This window comes from Actinomadura rayongensis, assembly GCF_009831215.1.
Lineage (GTDB): Bacteria > Actinomycetota > Actinomycetes > Streptosporangiales > Streptosporangiaceae > Spirillospora > Spirillospora rayongensis.
On the sequence record NZ_WUTW01000001.1, the window covers coordinates 592,145 to 612,219 of the forward strand.

A 20,075-nucleotide genomic window follows, 5' to 3' on the forward strand; every position below is an offset into this window, starting at 1 on the left:
GGCGGGTTCTCATGGGCCTGCGGAGCCCGCTTCTCCGCCGAGACGCGCGCCGATCGCCCTCGCCTCGGCGGTGGCCGCGGTGGCTTCGCTCGTCCGTCCCAATTCGCGCAGGACCCGCGCTAGCCACAACAGGGAACGCGCCAGGCCATTGCCGTGGCGGACCGGATCCACTGCGGAAAGCTCACGGAAGACGTTGACCGCGTCCTTCGCGGCATCGAGCGAGCCTTCGACGTCGCCCCGCGCGAATCGCACCTCGGCGAGCCGGTTGAGCGCTTCCCCGGCGGCCTCGTGGTTCCCCGCCGTCCGGAAACAGGCGGCGGCTTTGGCATAGGCGGAGACGGCCGCCACGAGGTGCCCGGCGTCGCTCTCGATCCTGCCGAGCTGCCGCCAGCCGTCCGCCTCACCGGCAAGGTTCCCGAGCGTTCGATGCACATCAATGGCGTGCCGCTGAACGTCCGCCGCCTCCGTGAGGCCTTCGTTCTCGATCAGGCTCCGGACGAGTTCGGACGCGAACTCCGCCTCCCGTTCCCGGTCGCCGATGCGCTGGGCGAGATAGAACGCCTCGCGGTGCGCGGTGACGGCCCGTTCGGGGTTGTGCAGCACGCGTTCCATGCGTCCGAGTTCATTGAGAAGAGCGCTCTCCCGGCCGGGCTCCTCGGCCTCCCGGCACACGTCGGCGGCCTCACGGAGGACGCTCACGGCATCGTCCTCGCGCTGCTCCATCGCGAACGTGCGGGCTTCGTCGGTGAGCGCGGCGATCCGGGCGTCGAGGTCGTCGGCGTCCCGCGCGATGGAAGCGGCCGTCCGGAAGTGCTCGCGGGCCTCTTCCAATCGTCCGAGAGCACGCAAGGCGACACCGAGTCCGCTCACCGCCCGCGCCTGCCCCGACCCGTCGTCCAGGTCCCGGAAAAGCCGGACGGCCTCCCTGGAGACATCGACGGCATCCTCCACCCGGCCGACATGAATCAGGACGCGTCCGAGCAGAACGAGATCCGAAGCGAGCCGGGCGGAGGCATCTTCCGGGGACTCCCCATGCTGCTCACGACGAATGCGCACGGCCTCTTCGACCACGGGCAGCGTCTCCGCCCATCGGCGGGCATCGACCAGGCGTCCCCCGAGGTCCTCCAGCAGGTCGGCGAGCGGCCTGCCGAAGTCGTCCGGACGTTCCGCGAACAGTTCCCGCAAGGGCCGGACCAACGCGCGAAGCGCCTCGATCGGCGCGTCATCGCCGTCCGCCGAAAGCCGACTCGCGATGCTCAGCGCCGTACCGCTCAACCGGCCGCTGATCAGAAGCGGTGCGACGCCCTTCTGGCTCGTGAGCGCTTCGGTCAGCGTGTCCAGGGCCTGGCGTGCGTTGCCCGCCGCATCGAGGCGTTGGGCGTAGGTGACGAGCAGGGACGCGAGCATCGCCCGGTTCTCCGCATCGTCCTCACCCAGCCGCCGCTGATAGTCGACGGCCTCCGCCATCACCGCGACGGCCTCGTCCAGATGCCCGGACTCCTCATGACGGTCGGACAAATTCTGAAGATGCCACACGAGGGAAGGCACCGATTCCGGGTCGGCGTCGGCGCGCGCCCGGAGGATGGTGACCGCCTCGTCGACAGCGGCCAGTGCCTCCGCGTGACGATCATCTCGCGCCAGCGCCAACGACAGGTTTCCCAGCGACTGGGCGAGGCCGGACGGATCGTGATCCGGCCGTCCATCGAGAAACCGTCGCCAGAGTTCCACGGCTTCGTCGATCGCGGCCAGCGAACCGTCCGCCTCGCCGAGCGCGAGAAGCAGCGGCGAGTGCTGGTCGAGTTCAAGGGCGAGCGCCGGGATGAGTTCTTCATCCTCCTGCGCGCCACGGCGGAGCGTCTCGATCTGCTTCTCGTTGACCGTACGGGCTTCGGCCCATTTCCCTTTCTGGATGAGGACGAACCGGAGTGCGCTTCGTCGCCGCCGGGTGTCCTCGTGCCCTTCACCGAGGACCCGTTCGGAGTCCGCCACCAACTCCTGATGGGTGGCGAACGCGTGGTCCGGTGTGAGCCAGACGACCAAGGCGGCGAGCTGCTCCCGCAGGTCCAGGACGTCAGGAGGTCCGTTCCTCAGCCGCTGCGAGATGTCGAGAGCCGCAAGCGTCTCGCGGCGCGCCTGCTCGCGGTCGCCTTCGTCCATGAGGACGCGTATGGAATCGACGTGGGCCCGCAGCGTGTCCTGTTCGGCCTGCGCAGGCTCGGAAGGCGGAGTCGTTTCGTCGGTATCCGACACGGCCAGGCGCAGGGTGCGGCTGGGTTCGTTGGCGCGAAAGAAATAGGCCGTGCCGGGGGTGAGGCGGACGGCCCGGGAAAAGAGTTTCGTGGAATCGCGGGGAGTGATGGGCCCGACGGCGAGACGCCAGCTCAGCAGGGGCAGCAGCGAGTTCCACTGCGACGAGTTCTCCAGTTCCGTCGCGGCGAGGATCAGGTGAACGCCGACCGCCGCGCCGCCGGACGCGACCTGGCGCAGCAGGCGGATCAACTCGGGAAGATGCGGCGGGAGCGTCAATGAAAGGTCGACGATGATGACCAGGCGCGGAGTGGAACGGACGTCTCCCTGCCGCCCGTCCAGCTCACCGGCCATCAGCGCGATCAAAGTGTTCCTGCGAACTTCGTCACCGAGCAATTCGGACGCCGATCGCAGCAGCCCGTTCTCCCGCTCGGCGAACGGACTCTCGCCGAGCGCGAGCCCGACCACGTCCACCTCGGGCGGCAGGGCCGCCACGATCGCGCGCAGTACGGGGCCGCGCTCGTCCATCCCGCCGAGGACCAGGCCGTGCGGCCGGTCCGCGAGCGGGTCAAGGACGACCGGTTCCCCGGCGTCGTCCCGGCCGAGCGTCACGGGAGCTGCGACGGGCGCGGGGCGCTCATCATCAGTGCCGCCCCAGAGCCGCATCCAAGCGGCGAAATGCTCGTCTTTCACGTCAACGGGCACCTGGGTGAAACGCGACGGGATGAGTGGACGCCCGCTACCTTCGATGAGCACCTCGAACACGGCTTCGGTCGTGATGAAGGCAAGGTCGGCTCGGGAATCGGCCATTCGTCGTTTGAACGCCGGCGCGTCCAGCATCCGGGCCGCCTCGATGATGGCCCTACCGACCAGAGAGATTTCGTCGGGCACGACAACGCCGGTGCTCAGTGCCACACGCATTTGGAAGCTCTCCGGTGCGGCCGACCGCTCGTTGTGACGCCGCAACGACTCGGCAAGGGACGGCAACATGGGGGCCAGCAGGACGTCGGCCAGCACGCCGGGTGGCGCGACGATAAGGAAGCCGTCGCCACGATTTTCGATGTGGCAGTCGTTCCAGGGGACGTTCGCCGCGTTGAAGGCGTCGCGCAGCAGGTTGGACATCACCTGGAGGATTCGGTAGCGGTCATCCTCGGTGCGGTGCGGGGATGAAAAACCGGCCACATCGGTGAAGATGACCGTCCGCGCGGTGTTTTCCCCGCCGCCCCACGACCCGAACCACGCGGTGACACCGTCGGCGACGGACACTCGCGTGAACGGCGCGGCGGGATCGGCGTCCGGGGCCTCGGCGCGGATCGCGCTGACCAGCTCGTCCGAGGCGAGTACCGCGACGTCTGCGCCCTCTCGGATCAGGCTCTCGCGATGAGCGAGCGTCCGGAGCAGAAGATCCAATCTCACGAAAGCGGGGGCTCGAACGTTTACCGAGGAGAGGGGCAGTGCGTCGGCGTGAAGCGCGACGCGCAGCCGGACCGGTTCCGTGGCGTGCTCGTTGTGCGCGTCCACGGACGCACGCAGAGCAGGAAGGAGATCGTCCATGATCTGGCGAGGCCGAACGTCCGCCGAGTACGCGGCCACGACTTTGTTCTCGTCGTCGTGGAGGAGGGCCGGTCTCGGCAGCCCGACCATGGTGCTGGCTACCAGGAGGATGCTTTCGGCGACGAGCCTCCTGAACGGCGCCGTGCCGGTGCGGGCGGCGGGCGGGAGGAGCTCGACCGCCACGGCGCAGCGGAACGGTGCCGGGGTCTCGGCGCGGGGCGCGCCGGGCTGGAGGTGGGCGCGCGTCCCCGGGCCGACGTGGGCGAACTCGTGGTCGTCCGTCGTGATCGTGTGGGTGCCGCCGGGGGAGTGGAGCAGGGCGGGGAAGCGCTCGACGGCCGTCCCGGCGCGGCGCTTGATCTCGTCCGAGATCGCCCGCAGCACGTACCGCGTGTGCTGTTCCGCCGGACGCGGCAGCGTCGCGAGCAGGGCGTCGCGGGCGCCGGGCACGAAGGTGTACCGTCCGTCCTCCCCGGCGACGGGCCGTAGCAGCCCGCTCAGCAGCACCTCCGCGAGCTGCGCCGGCCCGGACGCGCCGAGGATCCGCCGCTGGATCAGCCGCATCACCGGCAGGGACGGCTCCGACACCGCCACATGCGCCGCCAGCTCCGCCGCCTCCGGCGACGCCGATGTCAGGAACCGCCGCACCCGGTCCCCGATCGGCAGCTCCCGCTCGCGCCGCACGGGCGAGGCGGCCGGCGGGTTCGCCGGGAACACGGCCACGGCCGTTGCCTCCGGCCCGCCCCCGGCCAGCAGCCGCGCCCAGCCCGCGAACCAGCGCGGCGCGGCGTGCAGCACCGGGACGGGCAGGCCGTCCGGCGCCTCCCCGTCGTACGGGGCGAACCGCAGGTCCCGGTTCGGCGCGGCCGGCCGGGGCAGCGCCGCGAGCCCCGGCAGCGTCGGCGCCGCCGTCCGCCGCCAGAGGCGTTCGGGCAGCGGCTGGAGGATCGCGACCGGCCCGGTGGAGGCGAGGCGCCGGACGGTCCGCCGCGCGCGGCCGTCCCACCAGTGCGGCCCGGAGCAGTCGCTGAGGACGAGGATCGCGTGCCGTCCCGTCGGGTCGAGCAGCGTGGACGGGTCCAGCGCGCGACCACCGGACAGGACGCGCCCCGACCGCGCCAGGAACACGACCCGAACATCGCGGAACGCGCCCTGCCGCACCAGCGTCTCGGCCAGCTCCCGCGCGAGCGGACGCCACAGCCCCATCGTCGGCCCGGTGTCCACCACGAGGGTGAGGGTCAGCCAGCGTTCGGGCGCGGGGACCATCACCGGCGACCACCGGCCGGTGTCGGCGATGCGGGCGGCCGTGGCCTCCTCGTCCAGTTCCCGGGCCGTCCGCGACGGGATCCGCCGCTTCAACGGCCGCAGCGCCCGCTGCACCGCCAGCGGATCGGGCAGCATCGGCGCGGTCGGCACCAGCACCGACAGCGCGTCCCCGGCGGTCTCCGTCGGCGCGCCGCGCGGATGCAGCGCCGTCGGCGGCTCCGGGGGCGGGCGCGGCGGCGCGGTGGGCGGCGGCGCCGGTTCCGCCGCCGCGTCCGGTGCGCGCTCGCGCCGCGCCGGCGACGCGGGCGACACGGGAAGATGGGCGGCCAGCCAGAGCATCTCGCTCAGCTCGACCGCGTCCGGCTCCACTCCGGCCTCCCCGAGGACGGCGCGGAACCGGTCAATCGTCATCGGCGCCGCCGCCCAGATGCGGCATGATCCGGTCGGCGAGCGCGGCCCGGTCCGGCACGTCCGCGTGGCGGCACAGGTAGACGGCGTTGAGGAGCTGGTCGGTCGCGAGCGTGTGCGTCGCCGACCGGTCCAGGAACCGGCGGACCAGGTCCTCGCTCTCGTCCGCCAGGTCGCCGAGATGTTCGCGGACGATCGCGGAAAGCTCGTCCACGCCGGTCGGCTGCCGCAGCTCCAGCGTGATGCAGCGGCGCAGGAACGCGGGCGGGAACTCGCGTTCGCCGTTGCTGGTCATGACGACGAACGGGAACGCCGCGCACCGCACCGCCGCGCCGTTCACGGTCACGCGCGGACCGTCCGCGCTGAGCACCGACGCGATGGGATCCGCGCGCCGCGCCAGCTCGGGGATCTCGTACTCGCCCTTCTCGAAGATCGTGAGGAGGTCGTTGGGCAGGTCGATGTCGCTCTTGTCGATCTCGTCGATGAGCAGGACGCGGGGCCGCGCGTAGGGGAGCAGCGCGGTCCCGAGCGGACCGAGCCGGACATAGCGCCCGATGTCGTCGTCCTGCTCCGGCTCCCGGCCCGCCGCGTACAGGCGGGTCAGCGGGTCGTACTGGTAGAGCCCGTCCCGCAGCGTCACCCGGCTCGTGATCGGCCAGTGCAGCACCGGCCCGAGCTTCAGCTCGTGCGCCACCGCGTACGCCAGCGTCGACTTGCCCGTCCCCGGCGGCCCGGTCACCAGCAGCGGACGCCGCAGGTAGAGCGCCGCGTTCACCTGCTGGACCGCGTCCTCGGACGGCAGATACGTCGTCGCCCGGTGCTCGCTCCCCGAATCCCCGGTCACCGGCGGCAGCGGCGGCCCGCCGTCGAAACGCCGCCAGCGCGGCGGCTCGGGCAGCCGGTCGATGCCGTCGTGCGGTTCGCGGCGGCCGGTGTACAGCAGCCAGTCGGCCATCTCATCGGGCATGTCACGCCTCCATGCCGAGCGGGGGGTCGGGCAGGCGGGACGGATCGTCCCACAGCAGGGTCAGCTCGTGCCCGCGCGCGGGCAGCTCCTCCAGCCGCAGCCGCTGCGCGAGCGACGGGAGGTCGTTCGGATGCTCGGCCTCGACGCGCGGCAGCAGCGCTGCCAGCCGCTCCCGGCCCGCGCAGCTCTCGTGCGCCGGACCGCCGCACGGAACGCGCGGCCACAGCATCACCGGCACGCCGGTGTTCAGCGCGGCCGTCAGCGCCCCCTTGGCCGGACGGCTCCCGTACACGAGGACGCAGTGGTCGTCGTTCACCTCCAGCCAGCGCTCGAACTCCCCGCGCGCCCGCGCCGCGCAGCCGACGGGCTGGGGGTCGCTGCGCCCGCGCTCACCCAGCCGCCGCCACCGACGAAAGGCCAGGTCACGACGTATCGAGCCGGGACGCAGCCGCTCCACGTCCCGCACCACCACCGGATACTTCCGCATCTTGATCTTGTGGACGCGGTCGATGTGCCACTCCTCGAACGGCTTGTGCAGCCAGCTCTCCGGCACCGCGAACTCGATCATCCAGTCATGCCCGACGAGCGCGCCCGCCGCCCGCTGCACCCGCTCCTCGATGGCCCGCCGCACCTCGTGCTCACTCACCTGGACGGTCTCCGCGGGCAGCTCCTCGCGTCCGTCGAGCCAGGTGTGCACCGTCAGCTCATAGGAGTTCCCATGCGTCACACGCTCCAGCCGAACGATCACCGACGCGGTACCGGCCTCCCGCTCGGCCGGCGCGGCGCCCAGATGCCGCCGCCGCCACGCGGCCACCCCCTGCCGCGCCGACCCGTCCAGCCGCCGGCCGAGCGCCGCGACCCAGCGGCCGAGACGGTCCTCGCCCGGCCAGCCCTCCGCGACCTCCCGAACCGCCGCCCACACCGACGGGAGGTCCCCGGTCAGGCGACGTCCGACGATCGCGGCGAACTCGGCGTGCAAGGCCTCGGTCATCGCATGTCCGGCGAGCAGCGTCCGCAACTCCCGGCGCGCCGCGGCATCGAGCCAGTCCAGCGGGAGCACGTCGTCCAGTTCTTCGACATGGCGACGCAACGCGGTGAGCGGCATCATCAGCGCGCGGGCACCGTCGCCCACCGCGTCGGTGATCATGCCGTGGACCTCACCGGTCGCGGTGTCGTAGACGGCGGCACCACTGAACCCGGGCTCGATCCGGTCACCGTCGAAAGTCTTGAGCGCCCACCGCTCGCCGCCCGCCACACCCCAGTCGGGTTCGCTCAACACCGAAGCGAACCGGATCGTCTCATCCCGCCGCCGGGGAAACCCGTACGTGCCGAACCGCCGCCCGGGCGGGGCACCGGGATCGGCGAACCGCGCAGGAGCGACGTCCACCGGCTCGTCCAGCGCAAGCACCACGACATCCCCCGGCTCCCCAGGCCGTTCCCAACCGGTAGGCCGCAGGACGCGCGCGAGCAGCTTGCCCGGACCGTCCGGAAAGTCGACGGACGTCTCGTCCAGCCCCGCGACGACATGCGCCGCCGTCAGGACCCGGTCCGACGTGACGAGGAACCCCGAACCCGCGGCGTCGCCGACGCGGACGCGCCATCCCCAGTCGACCATGTCCGGTGCGCCACTCCTCCCCGTCCAGGTTCCCCCAGGTCACCTTCCGGCGGTTCGCTGACGTTCCCACGACGACCGCCCCGGCGCCGAACTGCACACCGACGCCCAAACGCCCGTCCCAAGCCTCCCGCCGGCCAACACCCCCAGCACGGCGCCCCGGCCGCCCTCGACCGCAACGCCCAGCCGATCCCGCACCAGGAGCCGCCGCCTGCCCGGACACCGAGCCGCAGCCAAACGCCGCCAGGACCGGACCGCGCACGGTCTCCTCACGCATCCATGCGAAGTACCCCGTCCAGTGTGCGCCACAATCTAACAAGATCACCCGATGTGCGGCGCCCCGAAACACCCCTGACCGCCAACGGCCAGCCGCTCGCAGCGGCCCGGCTCCGCGCGGGCACCTCGCCGCGTTCACCGACCGCCCGCTGACAGAACTCGCGGACGTCCCCATCGCAGCCGCCGACATCCAAAACCCGGACGGACACGCGCTCACCCGAAACGGTCCAAAACGCCCCTGATATGCGCACCCGCCCAGCGTCCGCTCAACCCAGTCCCCGGGCCTCCGCCAGTTGCAACGCCGTTTCCCGGCCGTGACCGGCACGAGCCCGAAAGATTTCCACCGCCTCACCGGCCACCGCCCGGCCGGGACCGACCGCACTTTTACTACCGAAGCGATCCAGTAGATGAGCCGAACACAAATTCGACTCCCACCCGCGCAGTGTCGGCCTGTCCGCAGCAGCCCGGACCACTGATCCGAACGCCAATCCAGCCAACAGCGCCCGTATAGCTCGCCCAGCACCGCCCGGAACAGCGATCGGCAAACCAAACCGAAAAACAGAAACCCGAACCCCCCGAACGGGACATGAAGGTTTAAGATCGACGGGGCAGCAGGCATCCGAAACGGGGAGGACGCCGAGTGGCCAGCGAAGAGAGCCGTCCTGATTGGGTCGTCGACCCGGACACGCCGAACATCGCGCGAATGTACGACTACTACCTCGGGGGAAAGGACAATTTCGCCGCAGACCGCGCCGCAGCCGAACGCGTCCTCCAGGCGATCCCCTACGCGTCGGACTTCGCACGATCCAACCGCCGCTTCCTGACCCGGGTGGTGACCCACCTGGCAGAACAGGGAATCCGCCAGTTCATCGACATAGGCTCCGGCCTACCAAGCCAGGAGAACACCCATGAGGTGGCCCAGCGAACGGCCCCCGACGCCCGAGTGGTCTACATCGACCACGACCCGGTCGTCCTGAGCCACGCCCGCGCACTCCTGACGAACTCGCCCCACACCACAGTGATCCAAGCAGACCTCCGCGACCCCAAGGCAATCCTCACCCACCCAGAACTGACAACGAAGATCGACTTCGACCAGCCAACGGCGATCCTCCTCCTGGCGGTCCTCCACTTCCTCCCCGACGAGGCGGACCCCTACACGATCGTGCGAACCCTCAAAGCCCGCCTGACCCCCGGCAGCTACCTGGCGATCTCCCACGTCCACGCAGGCGAAGTCTCCCGAGAAACAGAACAAGAAGCCCGCCACGCCTACGAAAAAACCTCCGCCGGCGACATCGTCCCCCGCACCCCCGAAGAAATAGCAACCTTCTTCGAGAACACGAACCTCCACCCACCCGGCCTGGTCCCCGTAGAATCCTGGACCCCCACCACGCCACCCTTCACCCCAGCCCTACAAAAAGCCGGCCTCCTAGGCGCCCTAGCCCGGATCCCCTAATTCCTGGCCGCTCTAGTCGACAACCCGGACGATCGGTAGGTGTCCGCTTGTCGTTCCGCCTACCTCGGCTGCCGGGACGGGGGTCGGGGTGTCGCCATCACTGCGCCGAATGTTCTCGAGCTTCATCGGGTGCTGCGGAGCGACGAGGTACCGGCCCGGTGGCAGGTCCCGTTTCGGCGGTACCGTGAAGTCGAAGATGTCCGTCCACTTACTGTCGTAGGCGCACAGTGATGGGACGTAGGGTTGATGGTTGTCGATATTTTTCTCGGTAGCCTTAACAAGGAACCAGGGGTTGTCCGGAAACTCGTTCGCCCGTACCGGCGGCATGGGATAGAAATGCATGCCGTGGGGGCTTGAGTCATCCTTTCCCGTTCCCATTCCGAAGCCATAGTTGTTCGTCACATCGGTGCGCTTCGACTTCTCGCCGAAGCAGGTTCGTGTGCCGCCCGGCCCGTACTTCGCCCCGATGGGGAGGCGGGCATGGAACTTTGCGGTCATCCGGACCTTGGTGCCTGCACGCACGGTAGATGGATGGACGGTCATCTGGTAGTCGATGTACGGCGTCTCGGACGCCGGCATATACGGCTGCCGAAGGAAGATGTCCGGCCGGGTGAAGAAAGCACGCACGTCCCCCCGCGACGTCCCTCCGATGGAGGGGCCGGACGGCCACATGATGACGGCGGCAGTGCCGGCCGCAGCGGCTGTGAACCCGATCGCCGCAGCTCCCTTGGCGCCGCCGACCTTGGCGAGCACGCCCTTTCCGGCCGTGCCGCCGACGCTGTGTCCCGCCGCCGCGGCGTGCCCGGCTCCCTGGCCACCGGCCCACGCGGCTCCGGAGGACGTGGCGCCGCTGCCCGAACCCAGCAGGGCGCCGCCGACCGCGACGAGCGGTACCGCGAGCCCCAGCCCCGCGGTGATGGAACCGAGGACCGCGAGGCCGCGCTTCTCCCAGTCGGTGCCGTACGCGCGGCTTGCGGCGGTCTCCAGATGGACGATGAACTCAGCGGCGTTCGCCAGCCGTTGAGCCGGATCTTTGGCCAGTCCCCAGGCCGCGATCGGCTGAAGCGGCTCGGGAAGTTGCAGGACGGGGACCTGGGCCCGCAGATGCAGCATGCGGAGATCGTCGAGGGTCGCCGCCTGATACGGCTTTGCCCCGGTCACGCACTCGACGAGAACGCAGGTCGCCGCGTAGATGTCCGTGGCCGCAGAGGCGGGCTGCCCCAGCCACTGCTCAGGCGCCATGTAGGCGGGAGTGCCGCTTCCGCCGCCCTGCCCGGCTAAGACGGCGACGCCGAAGTCGATGAGTTTGCTCTGTCCGTCTTCTTGAACGAGGACGTTGCCGGGCTTGTAGTCACGGTGAACGACTCCAACACTGTGGGCCGCGTGCAGCCCCATGAGCGAACCCTTGAGGATGGCGAGTGCAGCCTCCGGCGTAAGGGGGGCTCCGCGAGCGTCGATGACCTGACGCAGCGGTGCGCCCCTGATCGCTTCCATGACGATCGCAGCGCCACGGCCCGTTTCGACATACCCGTAGAGACGGGCGACGTGGGGATCGGATATCCGCGCGATGAGACGCGCTTCGTCGCGGAAGATGGTGCGGGCGCGTACGTCGTTCAGCAGGTCTGCGGCGAGATACTTGATCGCGACGACCTGGTACGACGTCTTATGGCGGGCGAGTACGACCTGTCCCTGGCTCCCGGACCCCAGTTGAGCCAGTTCCTCGTAATCCGTGAGCCGCCATCCTGGCGCCGTCATCCGATCTTGCGGATTTGTGTGTCGAAGAGCTGGGCGGCGTGCTGCTCGATCGACGTGGCCTGCTCGTCCGGGTCGGTTCTGCCCAAGTAGACGGTGGCGAGAAGCACGTTGCCGCGGATGGCGTAGTCGTAGGTGATCCGAAGCCAGTTGCCCTTGCTGATCGAGCGTGCGTACTTCTGGGTTTCGATACCGCGCAGATGGCGCCAGCCAGTGGACGCCGGCTCGGTCAGCTGCCAAACGTCATTGTGCGAGAATCGAATCTCGTGCTGACTGATCTTCTTGGTGGGCACAAAATTCTTGGGCCGACAGGACTTGAGCTTCTTCTCTATACGGCCGAAGGCCGCCGTTGCGTCCGGCACAGAAGGAAAGGTCGCCACGAGCTGCGCGTATCTGACCTCCCGCTTCCCTTTCTTGCCGTTCTCGTACTGTTTGATCAGCGCGTCGAAGGTCCCGCCGGGGCTCATGCTCTCGAGGGAGCAGACAGGGATCTGGCCGTTGCGGTAGAAATCGGCGACGGTAGACGTGGCTTTCACGCCGGAGCCGATCTCGGCCGGCGTCACGAGTTTGGTGCGCAGTGCGGCGGCGCTGAACGTCGGCGGTGCCGTCGTGGGCGATGGCGACGCGCTCGGTGAGCGCGCTCCCGATTTCTTCGGCGAAGGATCACCGCCGCATCCCGAAAGTGTGACGACGGATACAGCGGTAAGAGAAAGGCAGCGGACGAGGGTTCGGGTGAACATTCGGCTACCGCTCACTGCTTGTCTTTGCTCTGGATCTCGTCGACCACGAGGCCGACGGGCTGGGACGTCATCTGGCCCTGGTCAAGGTCGCCGTAGGTCGTTCCGCACGCGGAGCCGACACAGGTCCAGTGGAAGTCCCAGATGATGGTCGCCGTGATCTTGTAATGTCCGCCCGGCTGGCCGGTCGACGCTCTGCGGTAGGTATAGCCGCACGATTTCCCGTCTCGCGTCCCCGGCCCCGTGCACGTGATCTCTGTTTCTCCCAGCTGCCATCGGACGGAGACCGGCGTTCCCGTCGCCTGAATGCGCCGATTGGGCAGGTTGAGCGGCCTTGTGTGCACGGTTCGGAAGCCGTCGACCCAAAGTGCGGTACGCAGCTCTACGAAACTCCGGTTTTTCGGTGCCGTATGAACGACCGGCACCGGAAGTGGGGTCTCGGCTCGAAGGACCCGTGCCCAGTCGGCCGTGGGCATCGTTTGCGCGCCCCCTCCTCCGCCACCGGTCCCGCCGTGCAATCCGAAGTCGTTGTGGTCCGTCCCGAGCTCCGGAATCTGGTAGGGACCGCCGCCTCCGTTCGAGCCGCCGCCCCCTCCGCCGCCGCCCCCTCCTCCGCCACCGGAGTTGCCGTCACTGCAATGAAGCACGTTGTCGGGCCCGAGTACGCAGCCGTTCGCTCGGGCCTGGACCGCGGGCACCAGGACCGAGGACGCGCACGCGACGACGGTTGACAGCGTCCAGAACGCTCGTCTCCCGGAATGCGAGGCAATGCGATTGGACACGAGAGTGACTTCTTCCGTCGATCGCCGTGCGCGGGTGGTTTCGCTTCGGCTTGGATTCAACATTTTCGCTCGTCGTCGATGGCGTCGGCGACCTTCCACAGTCCGGCGGAGAAATGCACGGCCGTTCTGTGCACCAGACCTCCCCCTTTTCCTCCGCCGAGCCGCTTCCCGGTAACGGCCGAGTACTTGTAGCTGACCACGGTGCGGAGACAGTCGGCCACATAGACAGTCTGGCCGTCTTTGCTGCGGGCGTAGATGCGGGGGTTGGAGATGTTGGTGAAGCGCCAGATTTCGTTTTTGGCTTTGGTTCGTTCTATGTCGGTTGTCACGCGGGAGAGGACGGGGTCCATGGCGACGGTGGGGAGGGCTGTGGGGTCGTTGGTTTCGTAGGCGTGTTGGTAGGCGGACTGGTAGGCGCGGTAGCGGGCCAGGACGATTTTGTCGATCTCGGCCGGGGGGAGGGTGGCGGGGTCCTCGGAGGTTGCTGTGGGGGTGTTGAGGGGGGTGGGGGTGGCTGTTTCGCCGGTGGGGGCGAAGGTGCCGGCTCGGGGGGTGGTGGAGCCGCAGGCGGACGCCGTCAGGGTCAGGGGGAGCAGGAGTGCGGCGGCGGTCCTCGCGCGGCGGTGTGGCCGGGGGCCGCCGTCGGGGGTGGAACGTACCGGCCGGACGTGCATCGCCATCCCGAGTCGCTCAGTCCAACAGCAGAGGCGTCGTGCGCGAAAGCTTACAGAGGGCGGGGCCGGTGAGAAAGGCCGTTCGTTGCCGAAGGTCAAGATCGTGGAAAACGGGCACGTCAGGTGCGAGGGCTGTACATGATCACGGCTACGCCCAAGAGGCAGAGCGTGGCGCCTAGGACGTCGAAGCGGTCGGGGCGGTAGCCGTCCAGGGCCATCGCCCATGCCAGGGAGCCCGCCACGAACACTCCGCCGTAGGCCGCGAGGATGCGGCCGAACGTCGTTGAGGGCTGCAAGGTCGCCACGAAGCCGTAGATGCCCAGTGCTGCCACGCCTGCGGTGATCCATGCCGCGCCGCGGTGTTCGCGGACGCCCTGCCACACCAGCCATGCGCCGCCGATCTCGGCTACGGCGGCCAGGGCGAAGAGGAGCAGGGAGCGCACGGTGGTCATGGTGCCGAGCCTAGGCCGCGCTTGACCTCCAGTTCGGTTGAGGTTGCAGCGTGGACGCATGAGATCCGACCCCTCAGGAGGAACCAGCATGCGTGCCGTGTGGCTCACCGCGTTCGGCGGACCCGAAGTGCTTGTACCGGGCGAGGCCGAGGAGCCGGTTCCCGGCGACGGGCAGGTGCGCATTGAGGTCGAGTACGCGAATGTCACGTTCGTCGAGACGCAGATGCGCGGAGGAATGAGGGGGCCGTTTCGGGTCGTGCCGCCGCTCATTCCCGGGAACGGTGTCGGCGGGGTGGACGACAAAGGACGGCGCGTCGTCGCGTCCACCGGCGGCGCGGGCGGGTACGCGGAGGTGGCGGTCGCCGATCGCCTGGCCGTTCACGCGGTGCCGGACGGGCTTCCGCTCGACCACGCCGTCGCCCTTCTCGCCGACGGACGTACGGCCACGCTCCAGTTCCAGGCCGCCGAGCCTCAAGAGGGCGAACGGGTGCTCGTTGAGGCGGCGGCGGGTGGTGTCGGGTCGTTGCTCGTCCAGCTCGCCAAGAACGCCGGGCTCACCGTCGTCGCGGCCGTGGGCGATGCGGGAAAGGCGCGGCTCGCGCGGGAACTCGGCGCGGACGAGGTCGTCCTCTATCGCGAAGAGGGTTGGGAGAAGGCGGTGGGGGACGTCGACATCGTCTTCGACGGCGTCGGCGGCGACATCGGAAGGAAAGCCTTCACCACGCTCAGAAGCGAAGGCCGGATGGCCAGTTACGGCCTCGCCGGCGGCGAATGGGCGGGCATCACGCAGGAGCAGGCCGACGAGAGGCACGTCGTGCTCGTCAGCACCAGGCCCGACCCGGCGATGCTCCGGCAGGCCACGCTCAGCGCGTTGACGGCGGGCGCGGCCGGCGTCCTGCGGCCCGTCATCGGACAGCGGTTCCCGTTGGAAAGGGCCGCTGACGCGCACCGCGCCATCGAGGCCCGCGCGACTACGGGAAAGACTCTTCTGGACGTGCGCTGAGCAGGGGCGTGAGGAACCCGGACAACGCCTTCTCGTATCGGGCGGGATCGACGTTCCACGCATCCGTGTGATCGGCGTGCGCGGAAATGTGCGTCACCATCCCGCGCGGTGCGAGACGGGCGAACGAGTAGGACGGCCCGTTGTCCACGAGCGCGTCCTCGTCGGTGGTGAACAGAAGCGTCGGCGTCCGAAGATGCGGCGCATAGGTCCGGGCGTCCAGGGACGAAAGGTCGATCCCCGTCCGCCACGACAGAATCCGTTTCGCGACGGCCGTCACGAACGACGGCAGGGATCGTTGGCCCGCCTGCTTGTCGAGTGTCGCGTTCCAGTCGAGGACGGGCGAGTCCAGCACCAGCCCCCGGACGAACGAGGCGTCGTGCCGCACGGCGTTCACCACCATCCCGCCGCCCATCGAATACCCGTACAGGACGACCCCCGAAGCCCCCTGCCCCCGCGCATAGGCGATGGCCGAGGCGACGTCCCGCCACTCGGTGTACCCCATCAGATTCCGATGGTCGGGAGACCGGGGCGCGCCCTCGTCATTGCGATAGGAGATCGAGAGAACCGGCAGTCCCGCGGCATGGACGGCCTTCAGCGCGCGAAAGGTCTCGAACCGCGACGCGTTCCGGCCGTGCACCGCGATCGCCCACACCGACGACCGCCCGGGCATGAACCACGCGGGCATGGGCCCGAGCGACGACGGATAGGTCACGTCCCGGAATTCCAGCCCGAGATCCTGACGCGGATCACGCCCATAAACCCAGTGGTCGATGACGGCCCGCACCCCCGGCGCCGGACGGCCGAAGACCACCGAGAAACGGCGCTGCACCGTCCGCGCGTCCCCGCCGACGATCGGCCCGAGCACCGCGCGTCCACCGGGCCAGATCAGCCCCCACACCCCTGGACGGGACGTCGTGGAGTCACGCGGCAACGTCACCGTGTCACCGGAAACCCCACGAATGGTGAACCGATAAGAGCGCCCATGCTCCACCGCGGTCGCCAAAGACGAGAAATACCACCCGATCGCGACCACCGAGACGCACGCGACCAGCAGAACGACGAGGGGAACGATCACGACCGTCTTGCGCACAGCAGGCGACGGTACGCCGTCCCCGCCCGCCGGGTCCATGCCGATAACCTGGCGCGGTGGGGCGGAGCGAGCAGATCACGGAACTCGAACGCCGCGCGGCGGACCTGGCGCGGGAGACGGCTCCGATCGGCTGGCGGCGCCTGGACCTCGGCTGCCGCGCGACGATCGCCGAGCAGCAGATCACGCTGACCGTGCTCACGGCCGACGGACGCCCGGAGACCGTCGAGCCGACCGACGCGCTGCGCGACGCCCTGGCCGAGCTGCGTCGCGTCCACTACCTGTCCGAGCAGGGCACCTGGTTCTCGATGACGTTCTTCGTCGAGCCGGACGCCGCGAGCCCCCTCTACAACTACGACGAGGACCCGGGCTGGGACCCGCCGCTCCCGGCCGACGCGTGGCGCCGCGACCAGGTCGTCCTGCCGCGCGACGGCGCGAAGATGCCCGGCTGGCTGCGCGACCGCATCGAGGGGCGCGAGCCGGGGCACGACCGGGACACGGCCGTCCCGCCGCTGAACCAGGCGGAGCAGATGGACCTGCTGTCCAACCGGTTCACGACGCTGATCGCCGACCAGGCCCCGCCGCTGTGGCACAAGGTGTTCGGGTACTACCAGGCGACGGGCGGGCACGAGGAGTTTCCGCCGCTCATGGTCATGCGCGCCGACGGCACCCGCGCGGACTGGACGCCGCCGCCCGCCGCCGCCGTCCTGCTGGACCGGCTCCGCGCCGGGACGCACGCGTTCCGGGGCTCGACGTGGTTCCGCATCGACTTCGAGGTGCTGTACGACGAGACGAGCGTCCGGTGCCGGGCGTCGTTCACGTCCGACCGCGAGCCCGCGTGGAACACGCTGCCGCCCGCGCGGGAGATCCGGCGCGAGCTGGAGCGCTTCCCGACCGACCAGATCCCCGAGTGGATGCTGCGGCTGGCGGGCGACGCGGCGGCGGACGCCGAGCCGCCGCCGGACGAGCCCGTCGCGGGGGTGCGGCGGGCGCGGGTGTTCGACGGCATCGGCCCGGACGGCGAGAACCCGAGCGTGTCGCGTCCGCCCGTCGACCCCGCCGAGCGCGGCCCGCTGGCCGACTACCTGCGGCGCTGCCCGGTCGTGCTCGCGGCGCGGTCGTTCGCGCCCGACCTGCTGGACCCGGCGCGGCCCGAGCGCGTCCCGCTGACGTTCCACACCGACGGGACGTGGGTCTGGTCCGGCGCGGTCGGCTACTACCTGGCCGAGCACGGCGTGCCGCCGGAGCCGGACCTCGTCGCGCACGTCCGCGCGCGCGGGTTCCGGGTGCCGCAGGTCGCGGACGAGGCGATGGACGCGGCGACCGCGGCCGTCACCGGCGAGAAGCCACCGGAGCGCGTCGTGGCCGAGCCACCGCGGCCGAACCCGGCGAAGTGGCTGGAACGGGTGGCACGGCGGCTGGACGATCTCGGCGTCGTCCCGTCCGCGTACCGGATCGGGACGGCCGAGGACGACGCGTGGTGCCTGATCCCCGAGGGCGACGGCTGGTCGGTGTTCAAGCAGGTCGGCGGGGACCGGCTGAAGGAGGTCCGGTTCGACGCGGCCGACGACGCGGCGGCGCACCTGCTCGGCCGACTGCTGCTGATCCCGCCGCGCGACGACGCCGGGCCTGTCCCGGCGATCGCGCCGCTGCCCGGCGAGCCGCCGCTGACGCTGTTCCGCGACCCGAAGCCGCTGCGCCTGCCCGCCGGGACGATCGTGGACCGCTACGGCGAACCGGACGGCAACGTCGTCTACGCCCGGGACACCCCGTTCCCCGAGCGTTCGCTGCCCGCCGAGTGGGAGCGGCGGCCGTACCGCGCGTACCGGCTGCTGCGCCCGCTGTGGACGCTGTCGGGCACGGCCGTCCCGTGGTTCGACCAGCCCGGCGGCGGCACCGCGTACGTCTTCGCCGCGTCCCTGGACGCCCTGGTCGCCGAGGGCGCGCTCGCCCGCGAGTCCTAGCGGCCGATCAGGGCCACGAGGTTCAGGCCGAGCAGCAGGTCCAGAGCGATGAACGTCTCCAGCTTCGCGCCGGGCGCCAGGTCGCTCGCGGCCACCCGGTCCAGCACGGCGAGCGCCGCCGGGACGTCGAGGTCGTCGGCCAGGGCGGTCTCGGCGGCGCGCACCGACGCGCGGTCCGGCGGACGGCCCGGTTCGCGCGCCCACGCCGCCACCGAGGTCCGCCACGCGTCCAGCCGGGCGGCGGCGGCCGAAAGACGCGCCGGAGTGAGGTCGAGCGGCGCGCGGTAGGGCGTCTCCAGGACGGCGAGCCGCGCGCCCGGCCCGTCGAACGGCCCGGACGCGGGCGGCACGTCCGGCCGGCCGCCCGGCCCGGCCACGAGATCGGGCGCGCCGTCGAAATCCTGGGACGGCGCGACGCCGAGCGCGGTGAAGTCCCCGGAGAAGGCGAGCAGGACGCGCCGTCCGCCGCGCTCGGCCGCCCGGCGCAGCACGTCCGCGACGACGGCGCCGCGCGCCCCGGCGTCCGCGCGGATCCGCAGGACCGCCCCGCCGGGCAGGCCGGTGAGTTCCCCGGCGGCGTCGCGCAGAAGGAGCATCAGAGCGGTCCGTCCGGCATGGGCGTGGCGCCGTCCGGCTTGCGGATCGCCGCGAACCGCAGCCGCACGTAGTCGGCCACCCAGCCCGACTCGCGGCGCAGCGCGGGCGCGGCCAGTTCGTTGACGCGGGCCAGCAGCGGTTCGACCAGCTCGGGCGGCACCTCGGCGAGCGCGCCCGGCGCGTAGGCGCGGACCCAGTCGGCGGCGCCGTCGGGGCCCTCGACCATCCGGCTCGGACGGTCGGCGTGTTCGAGCAGGCGCAGCGTGAACCCGCCGTCCTCCAGCTTGGTCGCGTACTCGGCGGGGCTCGGGAAGTACCACGGCAGGTCGGGCTCGGGCAGGCCGAAGACGCGCCACGCCGTCTGCATCGCGACGATCAGCTCCGCGCAGTTGCCCGCGCCGCCCAGCTCGGCGACGAACCGTCCGCCGGGCCGCAGCGCCTCGTGGACGCGGGCGATCACGGCGTCCGGGTCGCGGGTCATCCAGTGGAGGGCGGCGTTGGACGCGACGGCGTCGAACGACTCGCTGGTGGTGAAGTCGTGGGCGTCCGCGACGGAGAACGACAGCCCGGGATGGCGCGCGGCGGCCTGGGCGATCATCTCGGCGGACCCGTCCAGGCCGAGGACCTCCGCGCCGCGCTCGGCGATCTCCGCGCTGAACGCGCCGGTGCCGCAGCCCAGGTCGATGATCTTCTCGCCGGGCTGGGGGTCGAGCAGGTCGACCAGGGGCGCGCCGTGCGCGGAGACGTATCCGAAGGCGGAATCGTACGTCGTCACGGCCCAATGCACTGTCGTAATTTATCTGGCGGGACGCCGTGCCGATGCGGCGACGCGCACGACCGCGTGTTCTGACGCCGGTCGGGGGAGGAGAACGGTGCGGGGCGAGGTACGCGTCGTCGGGGCCGAACGGCCCGGTGGACTGGAGCTGCGCACGGCCGGGCTCGCCGCGCGCGGGCTGCCGGAGGTGCGGGTCACGGGCCTGCCGCCCTATCTCGGGCAGGGCTGGGCGCGGGTGCTCGGGGCGGTCGCGGCGCGGGTCGCCGCCGCCGGTCCGGTGCTGCCGGTGCTGGTGGAGATGGCGGACGGGGTCGAGCTGCGGCTCGTCCCGGAGAAGGACGGCACGCTCGCGGTCGTCCCGCCGCCCCCGCAGCCGCCGGACGTGGCGCAGTGGCGCCGGGACGTCGTCGCCCGGCTGTTCCCGGAGGCCGCCTCCTAGAATCTGGTTCCAGTATTCGAGAGAGGGGTC

General features: G+C 70.7%; 15 protein-coding genes. 4 read left to right on the plus strand and 11 right to left on the minus strand.

What is annotated here, in order from left to right; genetic code table 11:
- Positions 1-9 precede the first annotated feature (9 nt).
- From GQ466_RS02895 to GQ466_RS02905, 3 genes are read right to left on the minus strand one after another with little or no spacing between them, the layout of a single operon-like run.
- On the minus strand, positions 10-5,478 hold the full coding sequence (locus GQ466_RS02895; protein ID WP_272917920.1) for an SAV_2336 N-terminal domain-related protein: 5,469 nt from the start codon (positions 5,476-5,478) through the stop codon (positions 10-12).
- Complete coding sequence (locus GQ466_RS02900; protein ID WP_237417578.1) at positions 5,468-6,442, minus strand: AAA family ATPase; 975 nt, start codon at positions 6,440-6,442, stop codon at positions 5,468-5,470. The genes GQ466_RS02895 and GQ466_RS02900 overlap by 11 nt, the downstream gene beginning before the upstream one ends.
- A 1-nt stretch (position 6,443) precedes the next feature.
- Complete coding sequence (locus GQ466_RS02905; protein WP_161101193.1) at positions 6,444-8,057, minus strand: VMAP-C domain-containing protein; 1,614 nt, start codon at positions 8,055-8,057, stop codon at positions 6,444-6,446.
- Between the two features lie 913 nt (positions 8,058-8,970).
- On the opposite strand from GQ466_RS02905, the gene GQ466_RS02910 reads away from it, so the two are divergent.
- Complete coding sequence (locus tag GQ466_RS02910) at positions 8,971-9,783, plus strand: SAM-dependent methyltransferase (RefSeq protein ID WP_161101194.1); 813 nt, start codon at positions 8,971-8,973, stop codon at positions 9,781-9,783.
- Between the two features lie 12 nt (positions 9,784-9,795).
- Here GQ466_RS02910 and GQ466_RS02915 read toward each other — a convergent pair whose 3' ends face one another.
- The 5 genes from GQ466_RS02915 to GQ466_RS02935 all read right to left on the minus strand — a co-directional run bounded on the left by GQ466_RS02915 (position 9,796) and on the right by GQ466_RS02935 (position 14,180).
- Positions 9,796-11,538 (minus strand): serine/threonine-protein kinase, encoded by a 1,743-nt coding sequence (locus GQ466_RS02915; RefSeq protein WP_161101195.1) that lies wholly within the window; start codon positions 11,536-11,538, stop codon positions 9,796-9,798.
- A complete protein-coding gene (locus GQ466_RS02920; RefSeq protein WP_161101196.1) occupies positions 11,535-12,275 on the minus strand; it encodes a sensor domain-containing protein in 741 nt (246 codons plus the stop codon). The genes GQ466_RS02915 and GQ466_RS02920 overlap by 4 nt, the downstream gene beginning before the upstream one ends.
- A gap of 11 nt (positions 12,276-12,286) precedes the next feature.
- Positions 12,287-12,748 carry a hypothetical protein gene (locus tag GQ466_RS02925; protein WP_161101197.1) on the minus strand — a complete coding sequence of 154 codons (462 nt, stop codon included), beginning with the start codon at positions 12,746-12,748 and terminating at the stop codon, positions 12,287-12,289.
- Between the two features lie 362 nt (positions 12,749-13,110).
- Positions 13,111-13,734: a hypothetical protein gene (locus GQ466_RS02930; RefSeq protein WP_161101198.1), complete on the minus strand. Its 624-nt coding sequence runs from the start codon at positions 13,732-13,734 to the stop codon at positions 13,111-13,113.
- A gap of 113 nt (positions 13,735-13,847) precedes the next feature.
- The gene (locus tag GQ466_RS02935) at positions 13,848-14,180 is read right to left on the minus strand and encodes a YnfA family protein (protein WP_161101199.1); all 333 of its coding nucleotides are present in this window, start codon (positions 14,178-14,180) and stop codon (positions 13,848-13,850) included.
- An 88-nt stretch (positions 14,181-14,268) separates the two neighbouring features.
- Between GQ466_RS02935 and GQ466_RS02940 the strand changes: the two genes are divergently transcribed.
- Positions 14,269-15,183 (plus strand): zinc-binding dehydrogenase, encoded by a 915-nt coding sequence (locus tag GQ466_RS02940; RefSeq protein WP_161101200.1) that lies wholly within the window; start codon positions 14,269-14,271, stop codon positions 15,181-15,183.
- Here the strand turns inward: GQ466_RS02940 and GQ466_RS02945 are convergent.
- Positions 15,152-16,120 (minus strand): alpha/beta fold hydrolase, encoded by a 969-nt coding sequence (locus GQ466_RS02945; RefSeq protein ID WP_161101201.1) that lies wholly within the window; start codon positions 16,118-16,120, stop codon positions 15,152-15,154. The two genes, GQ466_RS02940 and GQ466_RS02945, sit on opposite strands and share 32 nt — an antisense overlap.
- Before the next feature lie 209 nt (positions 16,121-16,329).
- On the opposite strand from GQ466_RS02945, the gene GQ466_RS02950 reads away from it, so the two are divergent.
- On the plus strand, positions 16,330-18,234 hold the full coding sequence (locus tag GQ466_RS02950) for a glycohydrolase toxin TNT-related protein (protein WP_161101202.1): 1,905 nt from the start codon (positions 16,330-16,332) through the stop codon (positions 18,232-18,234).
- Here GQ466_RS02950 and GQ466_RS02955 read toward each other — a convergent pair.
- Positions 18,231-18,830 (minus strand): hypothetical protein, encoded by a 600-nt coding sequence (locus GQ466_RS02955; protein ID WP_161101203.1) that lies wholly within the window; start codon positions 18,828-18,830, stop codon positions 18,231-18,233. The two genes, GQ466_RS02950 and GQ466_RS02955, sit on opposite strands and share 4 nt — an antisense overlap.
- Positions 18,830-19,606, minus strand: a complete 777-nt coding sequence (locus GQ466_RS02960; protein WP_337193293.1) for a class I SAM-dependent methyltransferase — start codon at positions 19,604-19,606, stop codon at positions 18,830-18,832. The genes GQ466_RS02955 and GQ466_RS02960 overlap by 1 nt, the downstream gene beginning before the upstream one ends.
- A gap of 97 nt (positions 19,607-19,703) precedes the next feature.
- Here GQ466_RS02960 and GQ466_RS02965 point away from each other — a divergent pair, with 97 nt between their 5' ends.
- Positions 19,704-20,045, plus strand: a complete 342-nt coding sequence (locus tag GQ466_RS02965) for a hypothetical protein (RefSeq protein ID WP_161101205.1) — start codon at positions 19,704-19,706, stop codon at positions 20,043-20,045.
- The last annotated feature ends 30 nt before the right edge of the window (positions 20,046-20,075 follow it).